The sequence below is a fragment of the Gordonia insulae genome (assembly GCF_003855095.1).
Classification (GTDB): domain Bacteria; phylum Actinomycetota; class Actinomycetes; order Mycobacteriales; family Mycobacteriaceae; genus Gordonia; species Gordonia insulae.
The window spans coordinates 5,899,547-5,925,483 of sequence record NZ_CP033972.1; the positions used below are offsets into that span (position 1 = coordinate 5,899,547).

Sequence of the window (25,937 nt, forward strand, 5' to 3'; positions counted from 1 at the left end):
ACTCTATGGCCTGGAGATCCTGTCGGTGCCGGCAAACGGTAGCCTTCGACCATGGCTGAGTTCGTCACCCTCGAGACATCTGATGATCATCCCGGCGTGGGCACCATCCTGCTCAACCGTCCGCCGATGAACGCGCTGAACCGGCAGGTGCAGAGCGAGCTGGCCGCGGCCGCCGAGGAGGCGACTCGTCGCGACGACATCAAGGCCGTCGTGGTCTACGGCGGCCCGAAGGTGCTCGCCGCGGGCGCCGACATCAAAGAGATGAACGACATGACGTACGCGGAGATGAGCAAGGTCGCGGGCCGTCTGCAGTCCGCGCTCGGGTCCATCGCCGACATCCCCAAGCCCACCGTCGCGGCGATCACCGGGTACGCGCTGGGCGGCGGGCTCGAGGTGGCGCTCGGCGCGGACCGTCGGATCGCCGGTGACAACGCCAAGTTGGGCGTACCCGAGATCCTGCTCGGCGTCATCCCCGGAGGTGGCGGCACCCAGCGCCTCGCCCGTCTGGTGGGTCCGTCGAAGGCCAAGGACCTGATCTTCACCGGACGGTTCGTCGGCGCCGAGGAGGCACTCGCGATCGGGCTCGTCGACGAGGTCGTCGCCCCCGACGACGTCTACGACGCAGCACTGACCTGGGCCGGACAGTTCCGCAACGCCGCGACCATCGCGCTCGCGGCAGGCAAGAAGGCCGTCGACCAGGGGCTCGGGGTGGACCTGACGACCGGCCTCAAGATCGAGGAGCAGCTGTTCGCGGCACTGTTCGCGACCGAGGACCGGGTCATCGGGATGACGTCCTTCGTCGAGAACGGGCCGGGGAAGGCCGAGTTCACCGGCAAGTGATCCACCGACTCCCCGAGATATCCCACCGCGATACCCGACTGCGATACCCGAGACACGAGGAAGTAGCCGAGAGATGACCACGAACGTGACGCCGGGAACCGATCCCGAACCGAATCCGCACGCCACCGAGGAGCAGGTGAAGGCGGCGTTGGAGGACACCAAGTTGGCGCAGGTGCTCTATCACGACTGGGAGGCGGAGACCTACGACGACAAGTGGTCGATCTCCTACGACGAGCGCTGCATCGACTACGCGCGTGGACGGTTCGATGCGGTGGCCGCCGACCAGCCGCTGCCGTACGGGCGTGCCATGGAACTCGGTTGCGGCACAGGATTCTTCCTGCTCAATCTCATGCAATCCGGAGTGGCGGAGAAGGGCTCGGTCACCGACCTCTCGCCGGGAATGGTCAAGGTCGCGTTGCGCAACGCGGAGAATCTGGGCCTCGACGTCGACGGTCGCGTCGCCGACGCGGAGAAGATCCCGTATGACGACAACACTTTCGACCTCGTCGTCGGACACGCTGTGCTGCACCACATCCCGGACGTCGAGCAGGCGCTGCGCGAGGTGTTGCGCGTCCTCAGGCCGGGTGGTCGCTTCGTGTTCGCCGGTGAACCGACCACCATCGGCGATTTCTACGCCCGGTGGATGAGCCGCGCGACGTGGGCCGCCACCACGAACATCACCAAACTCGGTCCGCTGCAGTCCTGGCGACGGCCGCAGGAGGAGTTGGACGAATCGTCGCGGGCCGCAGCGCTCGAGGCCGTCGTCGACATCCACACCTTCGATCCCGCGGACCTCGAGCGGATGGCCCGCGCCGCAGGTGCGACCCGGGTCGAGACGGCGACCGAGGAGCTGGCGGCGGCGATGCTCGGTTGGCCCGTCCGTACCTTCGAGGCTGCCGTCCCGCCGGAGAAGCTCGGCTGGGGATGGGCGCGCTTCGCCTTCAACGGCTGGAAGCAGCTGTCCTGGCTGGACGAGAAGGTCTTGCGAAAAGTGGTGCCGCAGAAGTTCTTCTACAACGCGATCGTCACCGGCACCAAGCCGTGAGACCACGCCGCGCACCGGTGCGGTGAGCGGCGCGGTGCGGTCGGGCGCCGCAGCGGGCCGCGACGGTGGCGCCCGCACCGATGAGTGTTGCGATCACCCGGGAAGATGAGCGTTGATGGGGTACACCTTCACGATCGACGACGTCGCCTTCCTGCGCTCGCGGCACGGTGCGAAAGCTCTCGAGACCGCATCGATGCTGGACCTGTCGCCGTCATCGATGCTGGCGGATCTGGGTGAATTGCGCAGGCGGTACCCGGAGCGCGACGCCGCCGTGGTGGAGACCGTGTTGTGTCGTCGCCGGGGTCGCGCGAAACTGCGCGATGCCGACGACATGCTGTTCGGTGACGACGCGTTGCAGCAGTCGACGGCATCCCCGGTCGCTGCCCACCGGGCGGCCGAGATCGCCGCGCGCCACCCGGGCGCGGTGGTGCACGACGTCACCTGTTCGATCGGCGCAGAGGTGATCGAACTGTCCCGCGCCGCTGGTATCCGGGGTGTCATCGGTAGCGACCTCGACCGTGTCCGGCTCGCCATGGCCCGGCACAACCTCGACGTCACCGGCGGACGCGCGACCTTTGTCGCCGCCGACGCACTGACGCCGGTCTCCACGGCAGACGTGGTGCTCGCCGATCCCGCCCGCAGGTCCGGGACGGGCCGGGTGTTCCGGCTCGATCAACTGACGCCCCCGCTGCTCGACGTGCTCACCACCTATGCCGGCCGGCCGCTCGCCGTGAAGAGTGCGCCCGGACTGGACTATCGGATGCTCCGCGACCGCTTCGGCTTCGCCGGGCAGGTGCAGATGACCTCGCTCGACGGATCGGTGCGGGAGGCCTGCCTGTGGACCGAGCGCGACGGCGAACCCGGCAGGCGCGCCACGGTCCTGCGATCGCAACCGGATGGAACCGTGCGTTCGTTCGAGGTGACCGACCACGACGCCGACGATGTGGCGGTCGGGGAGGTCGGTGACTGGCTGGTCGACCCGGACGGCGCGGTGGTGCGGGCCGGGCTGGTGCGCAATTACGCACGGCGTCACGGTCTCTGGCAGCTCGATCCGCAGATTGCGTACCTGACCGGCGATACCGTCCCCGACGGCGAGCGAGGGTTCCGCGTGCTCGAGGCGACCGGGGTCACCGAGAAGGAGCTCCGCAGACGCCTCGCATCCCACGACTGCGGCGCGCTCGAGATTCTCGTCCGCGGACTCGACGTCGACCCGGATCGACTGCGAAAGCGGCTCAAGCCGAAGGGGTCACGATCCCTGGCGCTCGTACTCACCCGGATCGGCCGGAAGGGTGTCGGCTTCGTCTGCGCGCCCGGCGTCCGGTTCTGAGGGCCGCCGCCGGATCACGGCGCAGAGGATTGCGGCGACCACACACAGCGCGGCCGCCACGTGGAATGCGTTGTCATAGCCGCCCTGCGCGTCACGGATGTAGCCGGCACCGAACGCGGCCACCGCGGCACCGAGCTGATGGGCCGCGAACACCCAACCGAAGACCACCGGGGTCGCCGCGCCGAAGTACTCACGGCAGATCGCGATGGTGGGTGGCACGGTCGCCACCCAGTCGAGGCCGTAGAAGATGATGAACACCCAGGTGCTCGGCTCGGCGTGCGGCGAGAGCAGCATGGGCAGGAGGACCAGGGACGCGCCGCGTCCGAGGTAGTAGACGACCAGCAGCAGTCGGGCGTCGACACGGTCGGTGAGCCACCCAGAGAAGATGGTTCCCGCGACGTCGAAGATCCCGATCGTCGCCAGTAGGGACGCGGCGACCGTGGTCGGCATGCCGTGATCACGGGCCGCCGGGATGAAATGGGTGCCGATCAGGCCGTTCGTCGTCATCCCGCAGATCGCGAAACTGCCTGCCAGCAACCAGAACGCCGGCACCCGCGCACCCCGGACGAGTCCGCGGGCGGCCGCTCCGAAACTGCCGTTGGGAACATCGTCGTCGACGGCCCCGGCCGGTGCACCGTAGGCGGTGGTGCCCACATCGCGCGGGCGGTCCCGAATCATCAGCAGGACCAGTGGGATGACGGCGAGTGCGGCCACCGTCACCACGATCGATGCCCATCGCCAGCCGAAGCGGTCGGTGATGTGAGCGACCAGTGGTAGGAAGATCAGCTGACCGGTGGCGCTGGCCGCGGTCAGCACACCGGTGACCAGTCCTCGTCGTGCGACGAACCATCGCGTCGACACGGTGGCGACGAACCCCATCGAGATGGACCCGGTCCCGAGGCCGACCAGCACTCCCCACAGCACCAGCAGCTGCCAGCTCGCGGTCATGAACACGCCGAGGCCCGTGCCTGCGGCGATCAGCAGGAGTGCGCCGGTGAGCACCGGCCGGATGCCGAACCGGTCCATCAGCGCCGCGGCGAAGGGCGCGGTCACCCCGAACAGCACCATGTTGATCGACATCGCCGCGCCGACCATCGCGTGGGACCAGCCGAACTCCATGTGCAGGGGATCCATCATCACGCTCGGCACGGCGCGGAAACCCGCGGCTCCGATGATCGCGACGAAGCTCGCCGCGGCCACGAGCCATGCCCAGTGCAGGCGGCCGATCGACAGTCGTGTGCTCATGCGATCACGATTCCCGAACTCGGCATCGCCCTGCCAGTGGCATAATCGACAATATGCATGAAAATCCTGCCAAGCCGCGTCATCGGGTCGCCGTCCTGTGGCTCGCCCCGATCGTCGGCTTCGACGCGACCATTCCGTCGCTACTCTTCGGTCAGGCCGGCGACGAGAACGGGGAGCCGCTCTACGACGTCACCACGTGTGCGGTGGAGCCCGGTCCCATCGCGTCGACCTCGGATTACCAGTTCGTGGCGGCCGCCGGACCTGAGGCGCTGGCCGCGGCCGACACGGTGGTGATCCCCGGTACGCGGCTGGAACCGGTGCGCACCGAAGGGATCATGCCCGGAGCGGTGGCCCGCGCGTTGTCCACCATCCGGCCGGGAACCCGGATGGTGTCCATCTGCACGGGTGCGTTCGTGCTCGCCGCAACCGGGCTGCTCGACGGTCGTCGCGCGACCACACACTGGCGCTACGCCGAGGACTTCCGGCGTCTCTTCCCGAAGGTCGACCTCGATGAGTCCGTGCTGTTCGTCGACGACGGGGACGTCCTCACCTCGGCGGGGCTCGCCGCCGGCATCGATTTGTGCCTACACATGATCCGGTCGGATCATGGTGCAGCGGTGGCGAACCGGACTGCCCGTCATTGCGTCGTCCCGCCATGGCGCGAGGGCGGCCAGGCACAGTTCATCGAGCACCACGTGCCGGCGTCGGATGATCGGAGCACCGCGGCAACGAGAGCCTGGGCATCGGCGAATCTCACCGAACCGCTCACCGTCACGCAATTGGCCGCGCATGCGCGGATGAGTTCGCGGACGTTCAGTCGCCGGTTCCGCGAGGAGACCGGGGTCTCGCCGGGTGTGTGGGTGCGGGAGCGCCGGGTCGATCGTGCGCGTGAACTGCTCGAGTCCGGCACGCTGCCGGTGGACGTCGTCGCCGAGCGGGCCGGTCTGGGCACCGCGGACAACCTACGGCACCACCTCCGACGAGGCCTCGGGATGTCGCCGTCGTCGTACCGCAAGACGTTCGCCGGGTGACGGCCTCGATCACTGACGACGCGGTGGCCGCACTGCCGCGGCTCCGTGGCCGTCCCGGGCCGGCGGCCGCTGCCGGTCAGTCGATCTCGGCCTTGCTGTCGAAGAAGTAGACCTTGCCGATGTTGGTGGCGGTCGCGATCTGACCCGAGGGGGACACCGACACGCCGGTCGCGAATCCGACCGATTCCGGCAGTGGCAGGCTGCGTTTCGTCGCCCCGTCGTCGGTGGACACCTCGGTCAGCGACAACGAGTCCTTGCCGGCATCGCGCACGACCGTCCACGCCGTCTTCTGGTCGGTCAGCGTCGAGAGGCTCACCACGGCCAGATCCGTGCGCTGCCATACTGTTTCGGCGTGGTCGCCCTTGTCGCGCAGCAGTGTCAGGGGAGCGCCGAGCACTCCCGTCGGAATGATCAAACCGTCGGGAGAGACGCTCATCGTGGCGAACCCGTACCCGCCGTTGTCATGGGTCCACCGCGTCTTGCCGGTCGCCGCGTCGAGTGCCACGATCTGGCCGAGGCGACTGAAGGTGTAGACCGTCGAGCCGTCGGCCGACAGCGTCGGTGGCCCGACCACACCGCCGGGCACGTCGGCGTGCCAGATCTCGTGGATCGTGCGGGCGCCGTCGGCGTCCTTCGCGTAGCCCATACCGCGGATCTGGGAGGCGATCGCACCCTGCGGCCAGAAGTTCAGGAAGAAGCGTTCGTGGTCGGCGTCCACGGCGGCGGGCGCCGGGATCGCGCACCGCGGACCGTTGGTCACACAGTCGCCGAACCCGTACATCGGGTCGTCGGGGCTCGCGTCCGCGCGCAACCGCACCTCGGGCGCGGTGAAGTTGTCGGTCTGGGTGTTGATGAGGAGCAGCTGACCCTGTGTCGTGGTCACCAGGACCTCGCTGGGGGCGGCGAACTTCGCCGACAGCGGCACCCCGACGACCGGCATCCGCCAGCGGATGGCGCCGCCCGCGTTGAATGCCAGGAACGTGGTCTCCTCGCCGATCGAGGGCTGATCGAACTGATCGACGAGCAGGGAATTGACCTCGACGCCGGCACGCATCCGCTTGCAGAAGTTCTTGCGGCCGTTGCGCGCATCGAGGACGAGGACGTTGCAGCCGCTCGCCGCGCTGGAGGTGACGCCGACGTTGGCCTGGTTGGACAGCGTCACGGGCGCGGTCACCGGTCCGCCGGTCGGGCGGGTCCAGCTGAGTGCGAGATCGTCGGGCACGGCGGGATAGGCGAAGTTCGAGTTGGCGGCGTTGCCGCCGTAGCTCGACCACCCCGCACTGGCCACCGACCGGACGTCGATGTGACCGTCGGAACACGCGGAGACCACCACGGCGAGAACGGTCACGACGATCGCCGCGACCGACGTCGGCACCCGACGGGAGACCTCACGTCCACGGCCTGACACAGCCATCGTGCTCCTGTTCTGATCGAGATCCGCCTCGTCGTTCGACGTGCCAGCAGAGAGCCTATCGTGCCGGGAATTCGGGTCCATTAGGGTTTGTCGTCATGACCACGATGTGGAATGCCTCGTATCGTTCGCGCTGGCGAGCGGGCCGTCGGCGTGATCCGGCACAGGCACGCTTCCTGACGCGTGACTCGCTGCGGTGGGTCGTGCGCAACCGGGCCTACACCCCGTGGTACCTGGTCCGCTACTACCGGCTGGCCCGGTTCCGACTGGCCAACCCGCACGTGGTGCTGCGTGGCATGGTCTTCCTCGGCCGCGACGTCGAGATCCACGCGACGCCGCAGATGTCGCGGATGGAGATCGGACGATGGGTCCACATCGGTGACGGCAACTCCATCCGATGCCACGAGGGCAGCCTCAAGATCGGCGACAAGACCGTCTTCGGCTGCAACAACGTGGTCAATTCGTACCTCGATCTCGAGATCGGCGGGTCGGTCCTCGTCGCCGATTGGTGCTACATCTGCGACTTCGACCACAAGATGGACGACATCACATTGCCCATCAAGGATCAGGGCATCGTCAAGGGCCCGGTCCGCATCGGCCCGGACACCTGGGTCGCCGCAAAGGTGTCGGTACTACGCAACACCGCCGTCGGACGCGGATGTGTGCTCGGATCGCATGCAGTGGTCCGTGGGGTGATCCCCGACTTCTCGATCGCGGTCGGCGCTCCGGCGCGGGTCGTCAAGAACCGCAAGGACCTCTGGGCGGACAACGCGGCCGAACGTGCCGAACTGGAGCGGGCCCTGGCCGACATCGAACGCAAGAAGGCGGCTGCGCAGCAGGCGCGCGATCAGGTCTGACCGGGCATCACGAGGGTCCACCCAGCGAAAACCCCTCGCTGGGTTGCACCACCACGAAGCCCGGCCCGTGGAACGCGAGTTGGAACGACTCGCCGGAACCACGGCCGATCAGTGAGCCCATCGTGAAGTCGTTCTTTATCCCGGGTGTCAGCGAGGACGACCAGCACACCGCGGCCTGCGGATCGACGAAGGTGGGCTGGACCGAGCAGTCGAGGAGCATCGGCGGGCCGTCGCTGGTGATCCCGACCGTGCCGTTGCCGGTCAGGGTCAGGTTGAACAGGCCACCCGCGAGCATGCCGGCGTTGCCGATCGAGGTGATCTTCCACTGCAGGGCCGCATCGAAGGCCAGCAGGCTGGACGTGTTGATGGTGATCGAGTCACCCTCGAGGTCGATGGTGAAGACGTCGCTGTTGCGGCGCGCGAAGAACACCTCGCCCTGACCGCGGACGCGCATCAATCGGCCGCCCTCGTTGCTGATCGCCTTCTTCAGGAAGTTCGAGACGCTGCCCGAACCTTCGTGGGCGAACTCGAACTGTCCCTGATAGGCGACCATCGCGCCCTTGGCGGCCAACGCCTCGGGACCGAACCCGACACGCAGCATCTTGCTCGACTGCGCCGTCCAGCGTGCCGTGCTCTGCTTCTCGTGGTTGGCCTGATCGAATATGGGGCTGCGCACTGTGTCGACTCCTCGCTCGGCAGGGCGGCCTGACTGCCGCGTCAGTCCGATTGTCCCGGATCTCGTTCCGGCAGGGGCCGTTCCGGGATGTGCGGTCGGCCGATCGGATGACGGACGCGACGCTTCGCGGCGAGGTAGACACCCGCGGTGCGTTCGGCGACCTCACCCCAGGAGAATTCCTCGGTGAGCCGTTCGCGTGCCCGGACCGCCCGCGTGGCCGAGGCGGCGGGGTCGCCGAGGGCGGCGCGCACCGCGGTCGCGAGTCCGGCGACGTCACCGGGCGCGAAGGTGAGACCGGTGGTCGCCTCGGTGACCGCTTCGCCCAGACCGCCGGCCGTCGAGACGACCAACGGGGCACCCGTGGCGGCGGCCTCGAGCGCGACGATGCCGAAGGGCTCGTAGCGACTGGGCAGCACGATGGCCGCACAGCGGTGCATGAGCGCCACCAGGCCCTCGTGGTCGACCGCACCGAGGAACCGGACCGCCTTGGTCACACGATGCCGCCGTGCCTGCTCGATCAGCCAGTCCTGCTGGGTACCGGTGCCGGCGATGGTCAGCGTCGTGCCGGGGTGGCTGCGGCGGATGCGGGGCAGGGCAGCGAGCAGATCCTGGACGCCCTTCTCGTATTCGAGGCGTCCGGCGAACATCAGTTCCGCCGGTGCCGAGCGGGTCCGGCGGGGAGCGAACGGCCAGGTCCGGATGTCGATGCCGTTGTGGATCACGGAGACGTCGGGGATGTCGGGGCCGAAGAGTCGGGTGACCTCGTCGCGCATCGATGCCGAACACGTGATGAGCGAATCCGATTCACTCGCGAGCCACCACTCGACGGAATGCACCTGCCGATTGGTGCGGCCGCTGACCCAACCGCTGTGTCGGCCGGCCTCGGTCGCGTGGATCGTGGAGACCAACGGCACGTCGAAGAACTCGGCCAACGTGATGGCCGGATGTGCGACGAGCCAGTCGTGTGCGTGCACGACGTCCGGCACCCACGCACTCGACTCGGGTGAGTTGCGCTCGCCACCAATGACTTTCAGACCAGCGCGGACGAAAGAATGGCCCATCGCCAACGTCCAGGCCATCATGTCGTGGCCGAACTCGAACTCCGGTGGATCCTCCGCGACGGCAACGATCCGCACCCCGTCGACGCGAGAGTCGGTGGTTGGGTGGCTGACCGCGTCGGTACCGGTGGGCCTGCGGGTCAGCACAACGATGTCGTGGCCCTGCGCGACGAGTTCGGTGGCGAGATGGTGGACGTGCCGACCGAGACCGCCGACCACGACCGGTGGGTACTCCCACGAGACGATCATGACCTTCATCTGCCAACCCCCGTCGCAGTCATCGCCATCGGCGACCAGGTGGATCGATCGCGGTCAATCGCGAAGTTCATCGCCCACCCCGACGTCCGTGCACGGTGATCGCGGTCAATCGCGAAGTTCATCGCCCACCCCGACGTCCGTGCACGGTGATCGCGGACAACCGTCTCGCATCGAGCCCGGCGAACAGATTGTCGGCCCGCGCCCAGTTGGCCGCGAGGGTGTCCGCCTGGTCGGTGCGTCCCCGCAGTGCGGCGTCGCAGATCTCCCTGGTCGCGTGCGCATGTTTGTGCGCCCGTTCGACAGCGTAATGGGCGGCGGTGTCCTTGGAGACCATGAACGGCCAGTCCGAGGCCACCGTCATCAAGGTCTCCCGGAGGATCTGATCGGCGATGCGGTGCCGCCCACCGCCCGGCGCGATCAACTTGTCGATCGCGCCCAGGGCGGTCTCCGAGACCTCGGCGTTGAGCCGGACGAGATGCTCGACCTGCGGTCCGTTCCACACCCGCCAGTCCTTGCCGGACCCCCAGGAGGACGGCGGCAGGTCGACCGGCGCACCGACGAAGCCGTCGCGACGCGCCGTGGCGAGCGTGCCCACCCGGACACCGGCCTCGGGTAGTCGTCGTAGGACGCGTTCGAGCCACACCGGACCCTCGTGCCACCAGTGGCCGAACAGTTCGGTGTCGAACGCGGCGACCACGAGCGCCGGCCGGCCGAGGCGAGCGGACTCGTCGATGAGCCGGTTGCGCACCTGCCCGACGAAATCGTCGACATGGCGATCGATCACCGCGTCTGCGCGGGCGGGGTCGTACGGCTTCTTGTCCCCGGACGCCACGTTGCGCCCGGTCACCCTCGCCGGTTTGAGGCCGGTGAGGTGGTCGTAGGTGTGGAAGTCGCGGTAGGCCGAGTGGCCCGGATATCCGGACTTCGGCGACCAGACCCGGTAGCTCACCGCGAGGTCACGACCGAACGCGACGACGTCGGTGTCGCCGACCGTACGGCCCAGCGCCGTGTCGCCCTTGAGGGTGGGTCCGTCGACCATGAAATGCCCGACGCCGGCATCGGCGTACTCGATCTCCATTCCCGGGGCGAACGCGCATTCCGGCGCCCAGATGCCCGCGGGGTCGAGGGCCCATCGTGAGCGGGCGTCGGCGAGGCCTTCACCCAACGAGAACCGTCGCAGGCGGGGGTCGAGCAGTGGCGCGAACGGGTGCGCCAACGGGCCGCCGAGAATCTCCAGGACCCCCGACGACGCGAGCGTCCGGATCAGTGGACTGCCGCCGTGTCGCCAGTGGGCCTCGAACTCGGCGAGCGCCTCACCCGCGACGCGGTATTCGCGGTTGCCGAGGGTGCGGCGATCCGCATCCGGCGCGACCGCGGCCTCGACCGCGCGCAGCTGCCAGTCGGCCAGCCATTCGTACATCGATGCGGCGCAGTGCGGGTCGTCGAGCTGCGCGGCGAGCACCGGCGTGATGCCGAACGACACCTGATCGCGCGCACCGTCGGCGGCCAGGCGGCGCAGCATCGCGAAGACCGGTAGGTAGGACGCCGCCCAGGACTGGTAGAGCCACTCCTCGCCCACCGGCCAACGTCCGTGATTGGCCAGCCACGGCAGGTGGGAATGCAGGACCAGGGTGAACTGGCCCGGCACGGGATCTCCGGAGTGAGCGGACTTCGAGGAGACGGTCACGGCGCGGGTCTCCGGTTCAGGGCCGTACGGCGATCGCGACGAGGTCGAGGCTCGCGTCGATGTCGACACCGTCCTCGGACGCGTCGCGGATGTCGAAATCACCGGTGCCGACACGCGCGACGTCGGCGGCCAGGTCGGCGGGCCACGGTTCGCCCGCCAGTGCGCGATCGATCTGGGCGTCGATGATCGAACCGCCCCACGTGACGTCGAGCTCGGTCAGGCGGGCGCCGTGAAAGACGCCCAGCATCGCCGACATCTCGAAACCGCCGTCGACCAGCAGTTCGTTGAGTTCGCCCGCGTCGAGTTCGCGGGTGTGGAACGGATTGAGCGGGGTGTCGCGACCGGGGGAGAAGGTGATGCGGTTCGGCGTCGAGATCAGCAGGACCCCGCCCGGACGCAGCACGCGACGGCACTCGGCGATGAACGCGGGCTGATCCCACAGGTGCTCGATGACCTGGAAGTTCACCACCACTTCGACGGACCCGTCGGCCAGGGGGAGGTCGATCAGATTGCCCTGGCGGACGATGAGACCGGGATAACGCCGACGCGTGTGCTCGACTGCGCTCTCGTCATAATCGACACAGGTCACCGACTGTGCGACGGTCGCCAGCATGGCTGCCCCGTAACCCTCACCCGAGCCGGCCTCGAGGACGTCGAGCCCGGCGCATCGCTCGAGGATGCGCTCGTAGGCGACCTCGTGACGTCGGAACCAGTAGTTCTCCTCCGGGATGCCCGGAACGGTCCGCTCGCCGGTCAGCGCCAGCTGCGCCTGCGCCGCGCTCACCTGGAGCGTCTCGTGTGACTCGGTCATCCCCAGGAGACTAGTGCCTGTGCTCCGGGCCATCGGACGCGAGGACCCGGGTCCCGGTTCGGGAGTCCATCGTTTCGATCACGGTGAACCTTTCGTTGACCCTGCTCACAGCGGGGTGTTGCCATGGACTCGGGGGATGGACCATGCCCGCGACGGGTACCCGACAAGTTTCAGTTCCATTGACGCACAAGAGTTGTGGGTGATTCGCGCCCGCATTCGAGAGGACACGCCAGCGCCATGACCACCGAATCGGTATCCGACGAGATCACGTTCGCCTACTGGGTGCCCAACGTCAGCGGCGGGCTCGTGACCAGTGACATCGAACAGCGGACCAGCTGGGATTACGACTACAACGTCAAACTTGCCCAGACCGCGGAGAACAACGGCTTCGAGTACGCGCTGTCGCAGGTTCGCTATGAAGCCAGCTATGGTGCCGAGTTCCAGCACGAGTCAACGAGTTTCAGCCTCGCCCTGTTGCTCGCCACCCAACGGCTGAAGGTGATCGCGGCCGTTCACCCCGGCCTCTGGCAGCCGGCGGTGCTGGCCAAACTCGGCGCCACCGCCGACCAGCTCTCCGGTGGCCGATTCGCGGTCAACGTGGTGAGCGGCTGGTTCAAGGACGAGTTCACGCACCTCGGAGAGCCGTGGCTCGAGCACGACGAGCGGTATCGCCGCAGCGCGGAGTTCCTCCAGGTCCTGCGGAAGATCTGGACCGAGGACGACGTCGATTTCCGCGGCGACTTCTACCGTATCCACGACTTCACGCTGAAGCCGAAGCCGCTGAACACGGTCGATCGCCCGAATCCCGAGTTGTTCCAGGGCGGAAACTCGCTGGCCGCGCGTCGCAACGGTGGCCGCTATTCGGACTGGTACTTCTCCAACGGCAAGGACTTCGACGGCGTCACCGAGCAGATCGTCGACGTCCGTGCCTCGGCGCGCGAGGTCGGCCGTGAGGTGAAGGTCGGTCTGAACGGATTCATCATCGCCCGGGACACCGAGAAGGAGGCCCGCGACACCTTGCGCGAGATCGTCGAGAAGGCCAACAAGCCGGCCGTCGAGGGATTCCGCAGCGCGGTCCAGCAGGCCGGAAATTCGACCGCGGACAAGACCGGGATGTGGGCCGATTCCACGTTCGAGGATCTCGTTCAGTACAACGACGGGTTCCGTACGGGGCTGATCGGGACACCGGAGCAGATCGCCGAGCGGATCGCGGCGTATCGCAAACGCGGCGTCGACCTCATCCTCGGCGGATTCCTGCATTTCCAGGAGGAGATCGAGTATTTCGGTGAGAAGGTCCTCCCGCTCGTCCGCGAGATCGAGGCGAGCGAGCGCTCGGCCGACCACACGCTGGTCGGTGTCTGAATCTGGTCGACCGACCACCCCGCCAACCGTGGCCCATCGCTGACAACGCGATGGGCCACGGTGCGTCTGTGCGGCGTTATGTGAGGTAGTCGATGTTTTGTGCCGAGATGGCAGACGCTAAAGTAGGGGAGACCGAGAGCAACTTACTTGTCGGTAAGGTGCTTACACCGACGCAGGAGGTCGACGCAGACCCATGACAAACATTGTCGTTCTGATCAAGCAGGTTCCCGATACGTGGTCCGAGCGCAAGCTGTCCGATGGTGATTACACCCTGGACCGCGAGGCCGCCGACGCCGTTCTCGACGAGATCAACGAGCGCGCGGTCGAGGAGGCCCTGAAGATCAAGGAGGCCGACGGCGGCGAGGTGACCGTGCTGACCGCCGGTCCCGAGCGCGCGACCGAGGCGATCCGCAAGGCGCTGTCGATGGGCGCCGACAAGGCGATCCACATCAAGGACGACTTGCTGCACGGCTCGGATGCGGTGCAGACCTCATACGTGCTGGCGCGTGCACTGGGCACCGTCGAGGGTGTCGAGCTGGTCATCGCCGGCAACGAGGCCACCGACGGTCGCGTCGGTGCCATTCCCGCGATGATCGCCGAGTACCTCGAGCTCCCGCACCTGACGCACCTGCGCAAACTGTCCCTGGAGGGCGAGACCCTCAAGGGTGAGCGCGAGACCGACGACGGCATCTTCCACGTCGAGGCCGCGCTGCCGGCCATCGTCAGTGTCAACGAGAAGATCAACGAGCCCCGCTTCCCGTCCTTCAAGGGCATCATGGCCGCCAAGAAGAAGGAAGTTCAGGTCCTCACGCTGGCCGAGATCGACGTCGAGCCGACCGATGTGGGGCTGGAGAACGCGGGCACCCAGGTGACCGCTTCCAACCCGAAGCCGCCGAAGACCGCCGGTGAGCGCGTCACCGACGAGGGCGACGGTGGCACCAAGGTCGCCGAGTACCTGGTGTCGCAGAAGATCATCTAGTCCTCGCGGGCACAGACAGCAACCGGCGAAATCAGAGACATTCAGGAGATAGAAGAAACATGGCTGAAGTACTTGTGCTCGTGGAGCAGGACGCCGAAGGCGCCCTGAAGAAGGTCACCAGCGAACTCATCACCGCGGCCCGCGCACTGGGCAGCCCGTCGGCGGTCGTCGTCGGGGCACCGGGGTCGGCGGACGGCATCATCGACGGTCTGAAGGAGGCCGGCGCGGAGAAGATCTACGTCGCCGAGTCCGACGATGCGGGGTCTTACCTCATCAGCCCGCAGGTCGACGTCCTGTCGGCGATCGCCGAGCAGGCGTCGCCCGCCGGCATCCTCGTCGCCGCGACCGCGGACGGCAAGGAGATCGCCGGACGCCTCGGCGTGCGCCTGGGCTCGGGTGTGCTCGCCGACGTGATCGACGTCAAGGACGGTGCCGTGGGCATCCACTCCATCTTCGGTGGCGCGTTCACCGTCGACGCCGTCGCCAAGGGCGACACCCCCGTGTTCTCGGTGCGCCCGGGTGGCGTCGAGGCCGCCCGCAGGCCGGCGCCGGCGAGCGCGTCGACGTCGAGGTCCCGGCCCAGGCCGAGGGTGCGGTGAAGATCACCAAGGTCGAGCCGAACGTCGGTGGCGACCGTCCCGAACTCACCGAGGCATCGATCGTCGTGTCCGGTGGACGCGGTGTCGGCAGCGCCGACAAGTTCTCCGTGGTCGAGGAACTCGCCGACTCGCTCGGTGCCGCCGTCGGTGCATCGCGTGCAGCGGTCGACTCGGGTTACTACCCCGGTCAGTTCCAGGTCGGTCAGACCGGCAAGACCGTCTCGCCGCAGCTCTACATCGCCCTGGGCATCTCGGGTGCGATCCAGCACCGCGCGGGCATGCAGACCTCGAAGACCATCATCGCGGTCAACAAGGACGAAGAAGCGCCGATCTTCGAGATCGCCGACTTCGGCATCGTGGGCGACCTGTTCAACGTCGCGCCGCAGCTGACCGAAGAGGTCAAGAAGCGCAAGTGAGGTAGGGCGCCTGGGCGCCCCACCATCCGATGACCCCCGGGTCGCGTCGCACGCCGACGTGTCCGGGGGTCATCGGCGTCTGTGGACGTTCACCGCATGAGCACCGACACGTCACGTCGTCGTGGTCGTCGTGTCGCCCGGAGTGGCTGTCATCAGGGCATGACAGTCCGACTTCCCGTCGCTTCGCTTGCCCCGGTGACATCTCCTGTCGCTTCGCTCGCCCCGGTGACATCTCCCGTCGCTTCGCTCGCCCCGGTGACATCTCCCGTCGCTCCGCGACCCATCCTGCGCGCCGGTCCGACAACGGTCGAACTCACCGACGACCCCCACGACGTCGCCGAGATCCAGCGGCTGCGCTATCGGGTGTTCGCCGACGAACCCGGGTTCGCGGACACCATCGGCGACGCGGACACCCACCTCGACGCCGACAGGTTCGACGAGTTCTGCGAACATCTCGTCGTCCGCCACGTCGACGACGGGATCATCGGCTGCGCGCGGCTGCTTCCGCCGGCACGGGCCGTCGCCGCCGGCGGGTGGTACACGAGCACCGAGTTCGAGGTGGCAGAGCTGGACGGGATACGTTCGGCGACAGTCGAAATGGGTCGGGCGGTGGTCGCGTCCGCCCACCGGCAGGGGTCGACCACGGCACTGATGTGGGCCGCCCTGCTGCAGTACCTCGACGAGGCCGACTGCCGCTACCTCGTCGGCTGTGTCTCGGTCCCCATCGATGGACCCGGCCCCCGCGGCGCCACCCTGCGCGGGGTGCGCGACGAACTACGCGATCATCATCAGGCGCCGTGGCAGGTGTATCCACACGCCCGGGCGATGGTCGACGGTCGAGTGCTCGACGACATCGAACCGCCGGACAAGGCGCCGATGCCCGGTCTGTTGCGTGGATACCTGCGTATGGGCGCCAGAGTCTGTGGCGAACCCGCGGTCGACGACGTGTTCGACGTCGGTGACTTCGTCACCGTGCTCGATCGCGAGCGCGGCAACCGCCGATATCTCGAACGGCTGCAGGCCGCGGTGACGCGACTCGCGGTGGACGGACACCGATGACCGCCGCGATCGCGACCGACGGATTCGTGTCGACGCCGGCCCCGGCAGCACTCGCGGCCGCTCCGAGCCGGCCGACCGTGCTGCCGGTGCCGTCGATCCCGGCCCGTCACGCGTGGTACCCGGAAAGTGTGTGCGGGACCGGGTGTCGGCAGTCCGACGACGTCGACATCGCCGGCGGTCTCCGCGTGGTCGTGCGGACGGTCGGCCTCGCTGCGGTGGTGCTGGTGCTGGTGCTGACGGGTCCGCTGGTCGTGATGGCGCCCCGCATGATCCGGCGCCGCTATCTGGGTCGCGCGGCCCGCGGGTTGTTGTCGGCGATCGGCGTCGCGATCTCGGTCGACGATCGCCGGCCGTTCGCGGGGACCGCGCGGGGGCTGATCGTCGCCAACCACATCTCCTACCTGGACATCCTCGCGCTCGCGGTGGTCAGCCCGGCCCACTTCGTCGCGAAGTCCGACGTCGCCACGATGCCGGTGATCTCGGCTCTGGCCCGGCGCCTCGGCGTCATCACCATCGACCGGGCATCTCTGCGCGGGCTTCCGGCCACCGTGCAGAGCGCCGTGTCCCATCTCCATCGGGACACCTCGGTCGCGGTCTTCCCCGAGGGCACCACCTGGTGCGGACGTGAGGCTGGCCGATTCCGGCCGGCGTTCTTCCAGGCTGCGATCGACGCCGGTGTGCCGGTCACCCCGGTCCGGCTCCGATTCGTCGGGGAAGACGGATCAGCCACCACCGCAGCGAGTTTCATCGGCGACGACACGCCACTGGACACGTTGCGCCGCGTGTTGCGGGCCCGCGGCATCACGGTGGAGATCCGTGTGCACGAGATGCAACTCCCCGATACCGATCGGCGCAGCCTGGCCGCCCGGTGCGAACGGCTCGTCGCCGCCTGACCTCGCCGCCCGGGCGATGATGACGCGTCCACATATCTCATATATGTTGTGTCGGTGACCGGGCATCCGTCCCGGCCAACGTGATCCGACATCAGGAGGCGTCGCCGTCATGACTTCCGCACCGGCCCTGTCCCGAGCCGAGGCCCAAGCCCGATTCACCGAACTCCGGTCGGTCACCGGACTCGTCGACGACGCCGAGCTCGACGCCGTCTGGGCCGCGCTGGACACCATCCGGCCCGAGGAGATGCTGGGCGCCTGGAAGGGCGACGAGTTCGTCACCGGGCACCCGGTGAACGGGATGCTCGCCAAGGCCGGCTGGTTCGGCAAGACCTTCACCTCCCGCAACGACGTGCAGCCGCTGATCTGCCGGAACGCCGACGGTGAGCTGTTCTCCAACACGAAACTCGGCAAGGGCGAGGCGAGTCTCTGGGCGGTGGAATTCCGTGGTGAGGTGACCGCGTCGATGGTCTACGACGGCCAGGCGGTCATCGATCACTTCAAGCGGGTCGACGACACGACCGTCATGGGGATCATGAACGGCAAGGCGGCGGTCGTCGACGGCCGGTACCTCTACTTCCTGCTCGAACGGGTCTAGCCGCGTGCGGATCGACGCCGCCGTCGTCACGACGCCGGGCGGACCCTTCGAGGTCGTGCCGGTCCACATCGACGCCCCGCGGGCGGGCGAAATCCTGGTCCGCATGCGGGCCGTCGGGATCTGCCACACCGATCTGGGGATGAAGGCCACCTGGCCTGAACGCCGGATGCCGCAGGTGTTCGGCCACGAGGGCGCCGGCGTCGTCGAGGCGGTCGGCCCGGGTGTCACCGGCCTCGCCCCGGGACAGACGGTCTGCCTCACGTTCCGCAGCTGCGGTACGTGCGTGCAGTGCGCCGATGGGCATCCCGCGTACTGCAGCACCGGACTCAACACCGCCGGGCGAGCGGACGGGTCGCCGACCCTCACCCGCGACGGCGACCCGGTGTTCGGCGGGTTCTTCGGGCAGTCGAGCTTCGCGACGTATGCGATCGCCCACGCGGACAACGCGATCGCCGTTCCGGAAAATCTCCCACCGCACATCGCCGCGCCGCTCGGGTGCGGCGTGCAGACCGGGTACGGCACCATCACCCGGGTGCTGCGGCCCGCACCGGACTCGACCGTGACGGTCTACGGCGCCGGCAGCGTCGGTCTCTGCGCGGTGATGGCTGCGGTTCGCGCGGGCGCGCGGGTGGTGGCCGTCGATCCGATCGAGAGCCGTCGCACGCTCGCCGACGGACTGGGCGCGATCGGCACCGTCGACCCGACCGAGGTCGGCGACGTCGCGGCGGCGGTCACCTCCTGCCATGGCCGCGGCACCGACCATGCCGTCGACACCACCGCGCGCCAGGATGTGTTCGCCGCGGCAGTCGCGGCCGCCGAGCCGCGTGGTGGCATCGCACTCGTCGGCATCGGTCGCCGCCTCGAGTTCGATGTGATGCAGGTCCTCTACAAGGGCCTGACGATCCGCGGTGTCATCGAGGGTGACGTCGTGCCGGGCGAGATCATCCCGGAGCTCGCGGCGCTCTACTCGGCGGGCGAACTGCCGATCGACAACCTGATCGAGGTCTATCCGTTCGCGGACATCGAGCGGGCTGCGGCCGACTCGATCTCCGGGGCCACGGTGAAACCGGTGCTGGTGTTCGACGCCTGATCGGCCGGATCCCCGTCCCGATCAGGCGGGAATTGGTCGGCGGTCCTGACGCGTTTATCCTTGCAAAGACATGTCCACGCCCTCCCGAGCCCCCGTCTACCTCGATCACGCCGCTTCCACTGCCATGTTGCCCGAAGCCATCGAGGCGATGACCGCTGTCTTCGCCCAGCCGGGCAACGCGTCGTCGCTGCACGGGTCGGGTCGATGGGCGCGGCGCCGACTCGAGGAGGCCCGCGAGTCCGTGGCCGGATCGGTGGGTGCGCGACCGTCCGAGGTGATCTTCACCGGCGGTGGCACGGAATCGGACAATCTCGCGCTCAAGGGCATCTACTGGGCGCGACGCCAGGAGGATCCGGCGCGCCGACGGATCATCGTGTCCGCGGTCGAGCACCACGCGATCCTGGACCCGGCGATGTGGCTGCAGAAAGCCGATGACGCCGACCTCGTCGTCGCGCCGGTCGACGACAACGGGTTCGTGTCGCCGTCCTGGTTGCGCGACGACCTCGCCGCTCACGCCGGCGAGACGGCCGTCATCTCGGTGATGTGGGCCAACAACGAGATCGGTGCCATTCAGCCGATCTCGGAGATCGCGGCCGTCGGCGCCGAATTCGGCGTACCCGTGCATTCCGACGCGATCCAGGCCGTCGGACATATCCCCGTCGACTTCGGTGCGAGTGGGTTGTCCGCGCTGAGTCTTGCCGCGCACAAGTTCGGTGGTCCGCAGGGCGTCGGCGCACTGCTGCTGCGTCGCGACGTCGAGTGTGTGCCGCTGCTGCACGGGGGCGGTCACGAGCGTGACGTCCGGTCCGGCACGCAGGACGTCGCGGGCGCGGTGGGGATGGCGACGGCACTGCGGGTGTCGGTCGATCGTCTGCCGGCCAGCACGAGTTCGGTGCAGGCCCTGCGCGAGCGGCTGTTCGACACGCTGCTCGCCGTACCCGGTGCCACGGTCAACGGACCGCGTGACGACCGCCGACTGCCCGGCAACGTGCACGTCTCGTTCGAGGGATGTGAGGGCGACTCCCTGCTGATGCTGCTCGACGCCAACGGCGTCGAGTGCTCGACGGGGTCCGCGTGCACGGCCGGTGTGGCGCAGGCCAGCCACGTCCTGCTCGCCATGGGTCTCGACGTCCCGACCGCGCGTGGATCGCTGCGCTTCTCCCTCGCGCCGAGCACCACCGAAGCCGACGTGGACGCCGTCGCGGAGGTGATCGGCCAGGTCGTCGACCGGGCGCGAGCCGCGGGCCTGGTGTCCTCGCCGACCGGAAAGGGGCACTGATGCGGGTTCTCGCCGCGATGAGCGGCGGCGTCGACTCGTCGGTGGCCGCGGCGCGCGCCGTCGACGCCGGGCACGACGTCGTCGGGGTCCACCTCGCGCTGTCGACCGCGCCGGGCGCACTGCGCACCGGATCGCGTGGCTGCTGCTCGCGGGAGGACGCCTCTGATGCACGCCGGGTCGCCGACGTCCTCGGCATCCCGTTCTATGTCTGGGACTTCGCCGACCGATTCAAGGACGACGTGATCGACGAGTTCGTCGATGCCTATGCCGCAGGTCAGACGCCCAATCCGTGCCTGACCTGCAACGAGAAGATCAAGTTCTCCGCACTCGCGCAGAAGGCGGTGGCACTGGGCTTCGATGCCCTCGCCACCGGTCACTATGCCCGCCTCGCCGACGGTGAGCTGCGGCGTGCGGTCGACGAGGACAAGGACCAGTCCTACGTGCTCGCGGTGCTGAGCGCGGACCAGCTCAGCCGGGCGATGTTCCCCATCGGGGACACCCCGAAGAGTGAGATCCGCGCCGAGGCCGCCCGCCGTGGACTGTCGGTCGCGGAGAAGCCCGACTCGCACGACATCTGCTTCATCCCCACCGGCGACACCCGCGCCTTCCTCGGCGCCCGGATCGGTATCCGGCCCGGTGCGGTGGTCGATGCCGACACCGGCGACCGGCTGGCCGAGCACGACGGAGTGCACGGCTTCACGATCGGGCAGCGTAAGGGCCTCGGCATCGAGGCGCCGGCCACCGACGGCCGTCCGCGCTACGTCACCGACATCGATCCCGAGTCGGGGACCGTGACCGTCGGTTCGGCGGCACACCTCGACGTCTGGTCGATCACCGTGCATCGTGCCGTCTGGACGTCGGGACAGGCCCCCGACGGACCCGTCGACGTCATGGTGCAGGTCCGCGCGCACGGCGGGCTGGCCCCCGCCCGCGCGACACCGATCGAACGGGACGGACACCCGATGATCGACATCGCGCTGACCGAACCCCTGACCGGGGTGGCGAAGGGCCAGGCAGCCGTGCTGTATCTGCCCGACGCCGATCGGGGAGACCTGGTGCTCGGGTCCGGTCGCATCGTGGCGACGGATTCCGACCCCGCATCGGGCGTGCACACGGTCGCGGTCGGCCGCGACGCGTGAACCCGGTGCACGAGGCGCTCGCCGGCGGAATCGGAACCGGGATCGGTTCGATGCCGGGCACGGATGCCCGTGAGGCGACCGCCATCATCAACGGTGAACTCGACCTCCCGTTCCTCGCCGAACTACCGGATCGTGGTGCCGGTGCCGACATGATCGGACGTATGGCCGCCGTGCTCGTCGATCTGCCGATGGACGCGGGCACCTGGGGCTACCGTCTGGCGCAACGTGGATCGGCAGTGTCCCGACGGGCCCGCGACTTCCTCAACGCGGATCTGGATGCCGTCGAAGAGCTCTGGGACGCAGCAGGTTTCGTGGGGTCAGGGCGCCTCTTCAAGATCCAGGTGTGCGGGCCGTTCACCTTCTCCGCGTCGGCGGAACTCCCGGCCGGACACAAGGTCCTGCGCGATCGCGGTGCGTGGCACGACGTCGTCGCGTCCACCGCCGAAGGAGTCCGTGAGCTCGTCGGCGAAGTGTCCCGGCGACTGGGCGCCGAGGTGGTCGTGCAACTCGACGAACCGCTGATCGGCACGGTCATCGACGGCGCGGTCACCCCGCTGACCAGGTTCGACACCATCCCGGCGGTCCCGGTGATCGAGGTGGTCGAGGCGTTGACCCAGATCGTCGACCAGGCCGGGCGGCCGGTGATCGTGCACAGCTGCGCCGCACCGCGCTGGGATCTGATCGAGCAGATGCGTGGTGTCGCATGGTCACTCGACGTCACCGATCCGTCCACGGCGGATCTCGACGGTATCGGGGCACTCATCGACCGGGGGGATGTGCTGGTGGCCGGGGTGATCCCGACGGTGGGCGGCGATCGCCGGGTCCGCGCGGAGACCGTCGCGACCCGACTCGCCGCGCTGACCGACCGGATCGGATTGTCGCGGAAAGCCCTGGCGTCCAACGTGATCGTCAGCCCGACCTGTGGTCTGGCCGGCGCAACCCCGGAGTGGGCGAAGAACGCGCTCACCATCAGCGCCCGGGCGGGCGAACTACTCGCCGCCGACCCCGACGCCCTCTGACGTCGCGGTCAGCGCGCGTCCAGCTTGGCGATCGAACGTTTCGGTGCGATCTGCCGATAGCTGGCGTCCAGGAGTTCGCCGACCTCGTCCCAATCGGTCGCCTCGTCCAGCAGCAACCCGAGCCAACCGTACGGCCCCAGGTAGGCGGGCAGGAAGAATCGAGGATCCTCTTCCAGCGCTTGTCGTTCGGACTCATCGGGGATGAACAGGATGCACTGGTCGTGCCGCACCTTGCTGCCCTTGACGCTGCCACCGTAGTTGCCGAACATCTTGCCGCAGCGAAAAGTGGGCCGGCCGTGGGCGACCACCTCGGTCGCGTCCGGTAATGCCAGCGCGACCTCGCGCACGCGCCCGAGGATCGGATCGGTGTCGTCGAACATGATCGGGTGCGGCATGGGGATCAGGATATCCGTCGGTCCGCTCCGATACTCTCGGTACGTGGCAGAAGACGTCGGCACGACAGGCCCCAGCGGCGATCTGCGCGAGGAGTGGACCGCTCTCGCGGACGAGATCCGGGAGCATCAGTTCCGCTACTACGTCCGCGACGCCCCGATCATCACCGACGGCGAATTCGACCGCCTGCTGCGGCAACTGCAGGAGATGGAGGACGCGCATCCGGAGCTCGCGACCCCCGATTCGCCGACGAAACTCGTCGGCGGGGGATTCTCCACCGCGTTCACCCCGGTCGATCACCTCGAACGCATGATGTCTCTCGACAACGTCTTCGATGCCGACGAGATGCGGGCCTGGGTCGACCGTGTCGAGGCCGAGACGGGTTCGGGTACCGACTTCCTCTGCGAACTGAAGATCGACGGCGTCGCGCTCGGCCTCGTGTACACGGACGGGACGCTGACGCGCGCGGTCACCCGCGGTGACGGCCGTACGGGCGAGGACGTCACCCTCAACGCGCGCACCATCGAGGACGTCCCGCAGCGGTTGACCGCCACCGACGACTACCCGATCCCGGCCGTGCTCGAGGTCCGCGGCGAGGTCTTCTTCCGCGTGGAGGATTTCGAGACGCTCAACGCATCGCTGGTGGCCGACGGCAAGGCCCCGTTCGCCAACCCGCGCAACTCCGCCGCCGGCTCGCTGCGGCAGAAGAATCCGCAGATCACCGCGCGCCGCCGGCTCCGCATGATCTGCCACGGGATCGGCCACACCGAAGGGTGGCGCCCGGCGTCGCTGCACGATGCGTATCTCGCCCTCGGCGCATGGGGCCTGCCGGTCTCGGACCACACCACCAAGGTCGAGGGCACCGGGCAGATCCTGGACAAGATCGCCTACTGGGGTGAACATCGGCACGACGTCGAGCACGAGATCGACGGGATCGTGGTGAAGGTCGACGACGTCACCGCGCAACGACGTCTCGGCGCCACCTCCCGCGCGCCGCGATGGGCGATCGCATACAAGTATCCGCCGCAGGAGGCCACGACCAAGCTCCTCGACATCAAGGTCGGTGTCGGACGTACCGGCCGGGTCACCCCGTTCGCGTTCATGGAGCCGGTGCTGGTGGCCGGCTCGACCGTCGCGCGCGCGACCCTGCACAACGAGTCCGAGGTCCGGCGCAAGGGCGTCCTGATCGGTGACACGGTCACCATCCGCAAGGCGGGCGATGTGATCCCCGAGGTCCTCGGACCCGTCGTCGACGTCCGCGACGGCAGCGAGCGCGAGTTCGAGATGCCGACCCGTTGCCCGGAGTGCGGCACCGAGCTACGCCCGGAGAAGGACAGTGATGCCGACATCCGTTGTCCCAACGCGGAATCGTGCCCGGCGCAACTCCGCGAGCGACTCTTTCACCTCGCCGGCCGCGGCTCCTTCGACATCGAGGCTCTGGGGTACGAGGCCGCCACCGCGCTCCTCACCTCGGGCGTGATCGGCAACGAGGGTGATCTGTTCTCCCTGACCGCGGAGGATCTGGCCGAGACCGACCTGTTCACCACCAAGGCAGGTGCGTTGTCGGCCAACGGCAAGCGGTTGCTCGCCAATCTGGAAGGCGCCAAAGACGTTGCGCTGTGGCGGGTCCTGGTCGGCCTCTCGATCCGGCACGTCGGCCCGACCGCGGCCCGCGCACTGGCGACGGATTTCGGTTCCCTGCAGGCGATCGAGGACGCGACCATCGAGGATCTCGCCGGTGTCGAAGGCCTCGGCATGACCCTCGCGCAGAGCATCAACGATTGGTTCACCGTCGACTGGCACCGTGAGGTCGTCGAGAAGTGGCGCGCGGCAGGTGTTTCCATGGAAGACGAACGCGACGAGTCCATCGCGCGGACGCTCGAGGGCAAGACCCTGGTGGTCACCGGGTCGCTGGAGGACTTCTCTCGCGACGGCGCGAAGGAGGCCATTCTCCAGCGTGGCGGCAAGGCGTCCGGTTCGGTGTCGAAGAAGACCGACTTCGTCGTCGTCGGTGACTCGCCCGGCACCAAGGCGGCGAAGGCCGAACAACTCGGCGTGCCGATCCTCGACGAGGCCGCCTTCAAGCGTCTGCTGGAGACCGGGGAGTACGACGGCGCCGTCGACGACGACTGATCTCGCCGTCAGCTCTCTGCCCGGACCACCGTGCTCACGATTCCCGCGAGGTAGCCCAGTCGGGCGACCTCGGACGGGCGGAAATCGGGGCCGCCGATCCGACCGAGGAGGATCGCCTTCTCGCCGTCACCGAGCGGCGCGGCGGCGAGTCGGGTGTCCATGTCCTGCCAGGCCTCGGGCACCCAGTCCGCGGACCCGTCGAGTTGCGCGGCTCGTTCGAGCGGTAGCCAGTCGGCTCGCGTGAGTGGGGTCTCCGGAGCGCCCGAGCTCCCGAAGAGTTGCAGCACACCGCCGCTCGCCGATGTGATGACCATCGCCCACGACACCCGGAGGACCCGCGGAGTGTTGTCCACCAGTACCTGCAGCCGGTGCCGGTCGGTGGTGGCCACCTGATCGACGAGTTCGAGCTCTCGGTGGGTGTCCAGCACGCCCGCGTAGGGCCGGATCGAGTCCACCCGCACACCTTTGAGCTTCTCGGCGGCGGTGATCAGGCCGTCCGGTAGCGATCCGGGCGCGATGTCGACGACCAGGTCGTCGACCGCGTAACCCTCGCCCCGCTCCACGACCTCCAGCGACAGGATGTCGGCGCCGACCGAGCCGAGTTGGACAGCGAGCAATCCGAGGCTGCCCGGTCGATCCTCGAGGTACACGCGCAGCAGGTAGGACACGTCGGCCATTGTTTCATTCCGATGTGACCGTCGCGTGACGAGGCCGTCGCACCCGGGGGTGACCGTG

General features: G+C 68.3%; 23 protein-coding genes and 1 pseudogene. 16 read left to right on the plus strand and 8 right to left on the minus strand.

The window, feature by feature from the left end:
- The first annotated feature begins 51 nt into the window (after positions 1-51).
- From D7316_RS26715 to D7316_RS26725, 3 genes are all read left to right on the plus strand, one after another.
- Positions 52-840 carry an enoyl-CoA hydratase/isomerase family protein gene (locus D7316_RS26715; protein ID WP_124710947.1) on the plus strand — a complete coding sequence of 263 codons (789 nt, stop codon included), beginning with the start codon at positions 52-54 and terminating at the stop codon, positions 838-840.
- A 73-nt stretch (positions 841-913) separates the two neighbouring features.
- On the plus strand, positions 914-1,885 hold the full coding sequence (locus D7316_RS26720; protein WP_124710948.1) for a class I SAM-dependent methyltransferase: 972 nt from the start codon (positions 914-916) through the stop codon (positions 1,883-1,885).
- Between the two features lie 115 nt (positions 1,886-2,000).
- The gene (locus D7316_RS26725; RefSeq protein WP_124710949.1) at positions 2,001-3,212 is read left to right on the plus strand and encodes a class I SAM-dependent methyltransferase; all 1,212 of its coding nucleotides are present in this window, start codon (positions 2,001-2,003) and stop codon (positions 3,210-3,212) included.
- On the opposite strand, the gene D7316_RS26730 is transcribed toward D7316_RS26725, so the two are convergent.
- Entirely contained in the window at positions 3,132-4,457 is a 1,326-nt protein-coding gene (locus D7316_RS26730; protein ID WP_124710950.1) for an MFS transporter, read from the minus strand. The genes D7316_RS26725 and D7316_RS26730 overlap by 81 nt on opposite strands.
- A gap of 53 nt (positions 4,458-4,510) precedes the next feature.
- Between D7316_RS26730 and D7316_RS26735 the strand changes: the two genes are divergently transcribed.
- Positions 4,511-5,488 carry a GlxA family transcriptional regulator gene (locus D7316_RS26735; protein ID WP_124710951.1) on the plus strand — a complete coding sequence of 326 codons (978 nt, stop codon included), beginning with the start codon at positions 4,511-4,513 and terminating at the stop codon, positions 5,486-5,488.
- Between the two features lie 76 nt (positions 5,489-5,564).
- Here the strand turns inward: D7316_RS26735 and D7316_RS26740 are convergent, their stop codons facing one another.
- A complete protein-coding gene (locus D7316_RS26740) occupies positions 5,565-6,902 on the minus strand; it encodes an outer membrane protein assembly factor BamB family protein (RefSeq protein ID WP_124710952.1) in 1,338 nt (445 codons plus the stop codon).
- A gap of 95 nt (positions 6,903-6,997) precedes the next feature.
- Between D7316_RS26740 and D7316_RS26745 the strand changes: the two genes are divergently transcribed.
- Positions 6,998-7,756, plus strand: a complete 759-nt coding sequence (locus tag D7316_RS26745; RefSeq protein ID WP_124710953.1) for an acyltransferase — start codon at positions 6,998-7,000, stop codon at positions 7,754-7,756.
- A 7-nt stretch (positions 7,757-7,763) separates the two neighbouring features.
- Here the strand turns inward: D7316_RS26745 and D7316_RS26750 are convergent, their stop codons facing one another.
- The 4 genes from D7316_RS26750 to D7316_RS26765 form a co-directional block, all read right to left on the minus strand.
- A complete protein-coding gene (locus tag D7316_RS26750) occupies positions 7,764-8,432 on the minus strand; it encodes an AIM24 family protein (RefSeq protein WP_124710954.1) in 669 nt (222 codons plus the stop codon).
- Positions 8,433-8,473: 41 nt separating this feature from the next.
- Entirely contained in the window at positions 8,474-9,748 is a 1,275-nt protein-coding gene (locus tag D7316_RS26755; RefSeq protein ID WP_124710955.1) for a glycosyltransferase family 4 protein, read from the minus strand.
- Between the two features lie 118 nt (positions 9,749-9,866).
- Entirely contained in the window at positions 9,867-11,435 is a 1,569-nt protein-coding gene (locus D7316_RS26760) for a 1,4-alpha-glucan branching protein domain-containing protein (protein ID WP_124710956.1), read from the minus strand.
- Between the two features lie 16 nt (positions 11,436-11,451).
- Entirely contained in the window at positions 11,452-12,246 is a 795-nt protein-coding gene (locus D7316_RS26765; protein ID WP_124710957.1) for a class I SAM-dependent methyltransferase, read from the minus strand.
- A 237-nt stretch (positions 12,247-12,483) separates the two neighbouring features.
- Between D7316_RS26765 and sfnG the strand changes: the two genes are divergently transcribed.
- The 10 genes and pseudogenes from sfnG (at position 12,484) to D7316_RS26815 (ending at position 22,676) form a co-directional block, all read left to right on the plus strand.
- Entirely contained in the window at positions 12,484-13,608 is a 1,125-nt protein-coding gene (gene sfnG, locus D7316_RS26770; protein ID WP_124710958.1) for a dimethylsulfone monooxygenase SfnG, read from the plus strand.
- Positions 13,609-13,801: 193 nt separating this feature from the next.
- The gene (locus tag D7316_RS26775; protein WP_124710959.1) at positions 13,802-14,587 is read left to right on the plus strand and encodes an electron transfer flavoprotein subunit beta/FixA family protein; all 786 of its coding nucleotides are present in this window, start codon (positions 13,802-13,804) and stop codon (positions 14,585-14,587) included.
- Positions 14,588-14,646: 59 nt separating this feature from the next.
- Positions 14,647-15,602, plus strand: a pseudogene (locus D7316_RS26780) (electron transfer flavoprotein subunit alpha/FixB family protein).
- A 255-nt stretch (positions 15,603-15,857) separates the two neighbouring features.
- Positions 15,858-16,661 (plus strand): GNAT family N-acetyltransferase, encoded by an 804-nt coding sequence (locus tag D7316_RS26785; protein WP_232017100.1) that lies wholly within the window; start codon positions 15,858-15,860, stop codon positions 16,659-16,661.
- Positions 16,658-17,554 carry a lysophospholipid acyltransferase family protein gene (locus D7316_RS26790; RefSeq protein WP_124710960.1) on the plus strand — a complete coding sequence of 299 codons (897 nt, stop codon included), beginning with the start codon at positions 16,658-16,660 and terminating at the stop codon, positions 17,552-17,554. Before D7316_RS26785 ends, D7316_RS26790 begins: the two co-directional genes overlap by 4 nt.
- 109 nt (positions 17,555-17,663) lie before the next feature.
- A complete protein-coding gene (locus tag D7316_RS26795) occupies positions 17,664-18,149 on the plus strand; it encodes a DUF4334 domain-containing protein (RefSeq protein ID WP_124710961.1) in 486 nt (161 codons plus the stop codon).
- Positions 18,150-18,153: 4 nt separating this feature from the next.
- The gene (locus tag D7316_RS26800) at positions 18,154-19,239 is read left to right on the plus strand and encodes an NAD(P)-dependent alcohol dehydrogenase (RefSeq protein ID WP_124710962.1); all 1,086 of its coding nucleotides are present in this window, start codon (positions 18,154-18,156) and stop codon (positions 19,237-19,239) included.
- Between the two features lie 70 nt (positions 19,240-19,309).
- Positions 19,310-20,518, plus strand: coding sequence for a cysteine desulfurase family protein (locus D7316_RS26805; RefSeq protein ID WP_124710963.1), 1,209 nt, complete (start codon positions 19,310-19,312; stop codon positions 20,516-20,518).
- Positions 20,518-21,657, plus strand: coding sequence for a tRNA 2-thiouridine(34) synthase MnmA (gene mnmA, locus D7316_RS26810; RefSeq protein WP_197718310.1), 1,140 nt, complete (start codon positions 20,518-20,520; stop codon positions 21,655-21,657). Before D7316_RS26805 ends, mnmA begins: the two co-directional genes overlap by 1 nt.
- Positions 21,654-22,676, plus strand: coding sequence for a uroporphyrinogen decarboxylase/cobalamine-independent methonine synthase family protein (locus D7316_RS26815; RefSeq protein WP_269462518.1), 1,023 nt, complete (start codon positions 21,654-21,656; stop codon positions 22,674-22,676). The genes mnmA and D7316_RS26815 overlap by 4 nt, the downstream gene beginning before the upstream one ends.
- An 8-nt stretch (positions 22,677-22,684) precedes the next feature.
- Here D7316_RS26815 and D7316_RS26820 read toward each other — a convergent pair whose 3' ends face one another.
- Positions 22,685-23,071 (minus strand): MmcQ/YjbR family DNA-binding protein, encoded by a 387-nt coding sequence (locus tag D7316_RS26820; RefSeq protein WP_124710964.1) that lies wholly within the window; start codon positions 23,069-23,071, stop codon positions 22,685-22,687.
- 43 nt (positions 23,072-23,114) lie between these two features.
- Here D7316_RS26820 and ligA point away from each other — a divergent pair, with 43 nt between their 5' ends.
- Positions 23,115-25,202, plus strand: coding sequence for an NAD-dependent DNA ligase LigA (gene ligA, locus D7316_RS26825; protein ID WP_232017101.1), 2,088 nt, complete (start codon positions 23,115-23,117; stop codon positions 25,200-25,202).
- An 8-nt stretch (positions 25,203-25,210) separates the two neighbouring features.
- Here ligA and D7316_RS26830 read toward each other — a convergent pair whose 3' ends face one another.
- Positions 25,211-25,879, minus strand: a complete 669-nt coding sequence (locus D7316_RS26830) for an ACT domain-containing protein (protein WP_124710966.1) — start codon at positions 25,877-25,879, stop codon at positions 25,211-25,213.
- Between the last annotated feature and the right edge of the window lie 58 nt (positions 25,880-25,937).

Bases quoted from the DNA above. Each gene is read 5' to 3' on its own strand.
- D7316_RS26805 (WP_124710963.1), top strand. From the start codon at position 19,310: ATGTCCACGCCCTCCCGAGCCCCCGTCTACCTCGATCACGCCGCTTCC.
- D7316_RS26745 (WP_124710953.1), top strand. From the start codon at position 6,998: ATGACCACGATGTGGAATGCCTCGTATCGTTCGCGCTGGCGAGCGGGC.
- D7316_RS26740 (WP_124710952.1), bottom strand. From the start codon at position 6,902: ATGGCTGTGTCAGGCCGTGGACGTGAGGTCTCCCGTCGGGTGCCGACG.
- D7316_RS26755 (WP_124710955.1), bottom strand. From the start codon at position 9,748: ATGAAGGTCATGATCGTCTCGTGGGAGTACCCACCGGTCGTGGTCGGC.
- D7316_RS26790 (WP_124710960.1), top strand. From the start codon at position 16,658: ATGACCGCCGCGATCGCGACCGACGGATTCGTGTCGACGCCGGCCCCG.
- D7316_RS26820 (WP_124710964.1), bottom strand. From the start codon at position 23,071: ATGCCGCACCCGATCATGTTCGACGACACCGATCCGATCCTCGGGCGC.
- D7316_RS26715 (WP_124710947.1), top strand. From the start codon at position 52: ATGGCTGAGTTCGTCACCCTCGAGACATCTGATGATCATCCCGGCGTG.
- D7316_RS26730 (WP_124710950.1), bottom strand. From the start codon at position 4,457: ATGAGCACACGACTGTCGATCGGCCGCCTGCACTGGGCATGGCTCGTG.
- sfnG (WP_124710958.1), top strand. From the start codon at position 12,484: ATGACCACCGAATCGGTATCCGACGAGATCACGTTCGCCTACTGGGTG.
- D7316_RS26765 (WP_124710957.1), bottom strand. From the start codon at position 12,246: ATGACCGAGTCACACGAGACGCTCCAGGTGAGCGCGGCGCAGGCGCAG.
- D7316_RS26775 (WP_124710959.1), top strand. From the start codon at position 13,802: ATGACAAACATTGTCGTTCTGATCAAGCAGGTTCCCGATACGTGGTCC.
- D7316_RS26830 (WP_124710966.1), bottom strand. From the start codon at position 25,879: ATGGCCGACGTGTCCTACCTGCTGCGCGTGTACCTCGAGGATCGACCG.
- D7316_RS26725 (WP_124710949.1), top strand. From the start codon at position 2,001: ATGGGGTACACCTTCACGATCGACGACGTCGCCTTCCTGCGCTCGCGG.
- mnmA (WP_197718310.1), top strand. From the start codon at position 20,518: ATGCGGGTTCTCGCCGCGATGAGCGGCGGCGTCGACTCGTCGGTGGCC.
- D7316_RS26795 (WP_124710961.1), top strand. From the start codon at position 17,664: ATGACTTCCGCACCGGCCCTGTCCCGAGCCGAGGCCCAAGCCCGATTC.
- D7316_RS26720 (WP_124710948.1), top strand. From the start codon at position 914: ATGACCACGAACGTGACGCCGGGAACCGATCCCGAACCGAATCCGCAC.
- D7316_RS26735 (WP_124710951.1), top strand. From the start codon at position 4,511: ATGCATGAAAATCCTGCCAAGCCGCGTCATCGGGTCGCCGTCCTGTGG.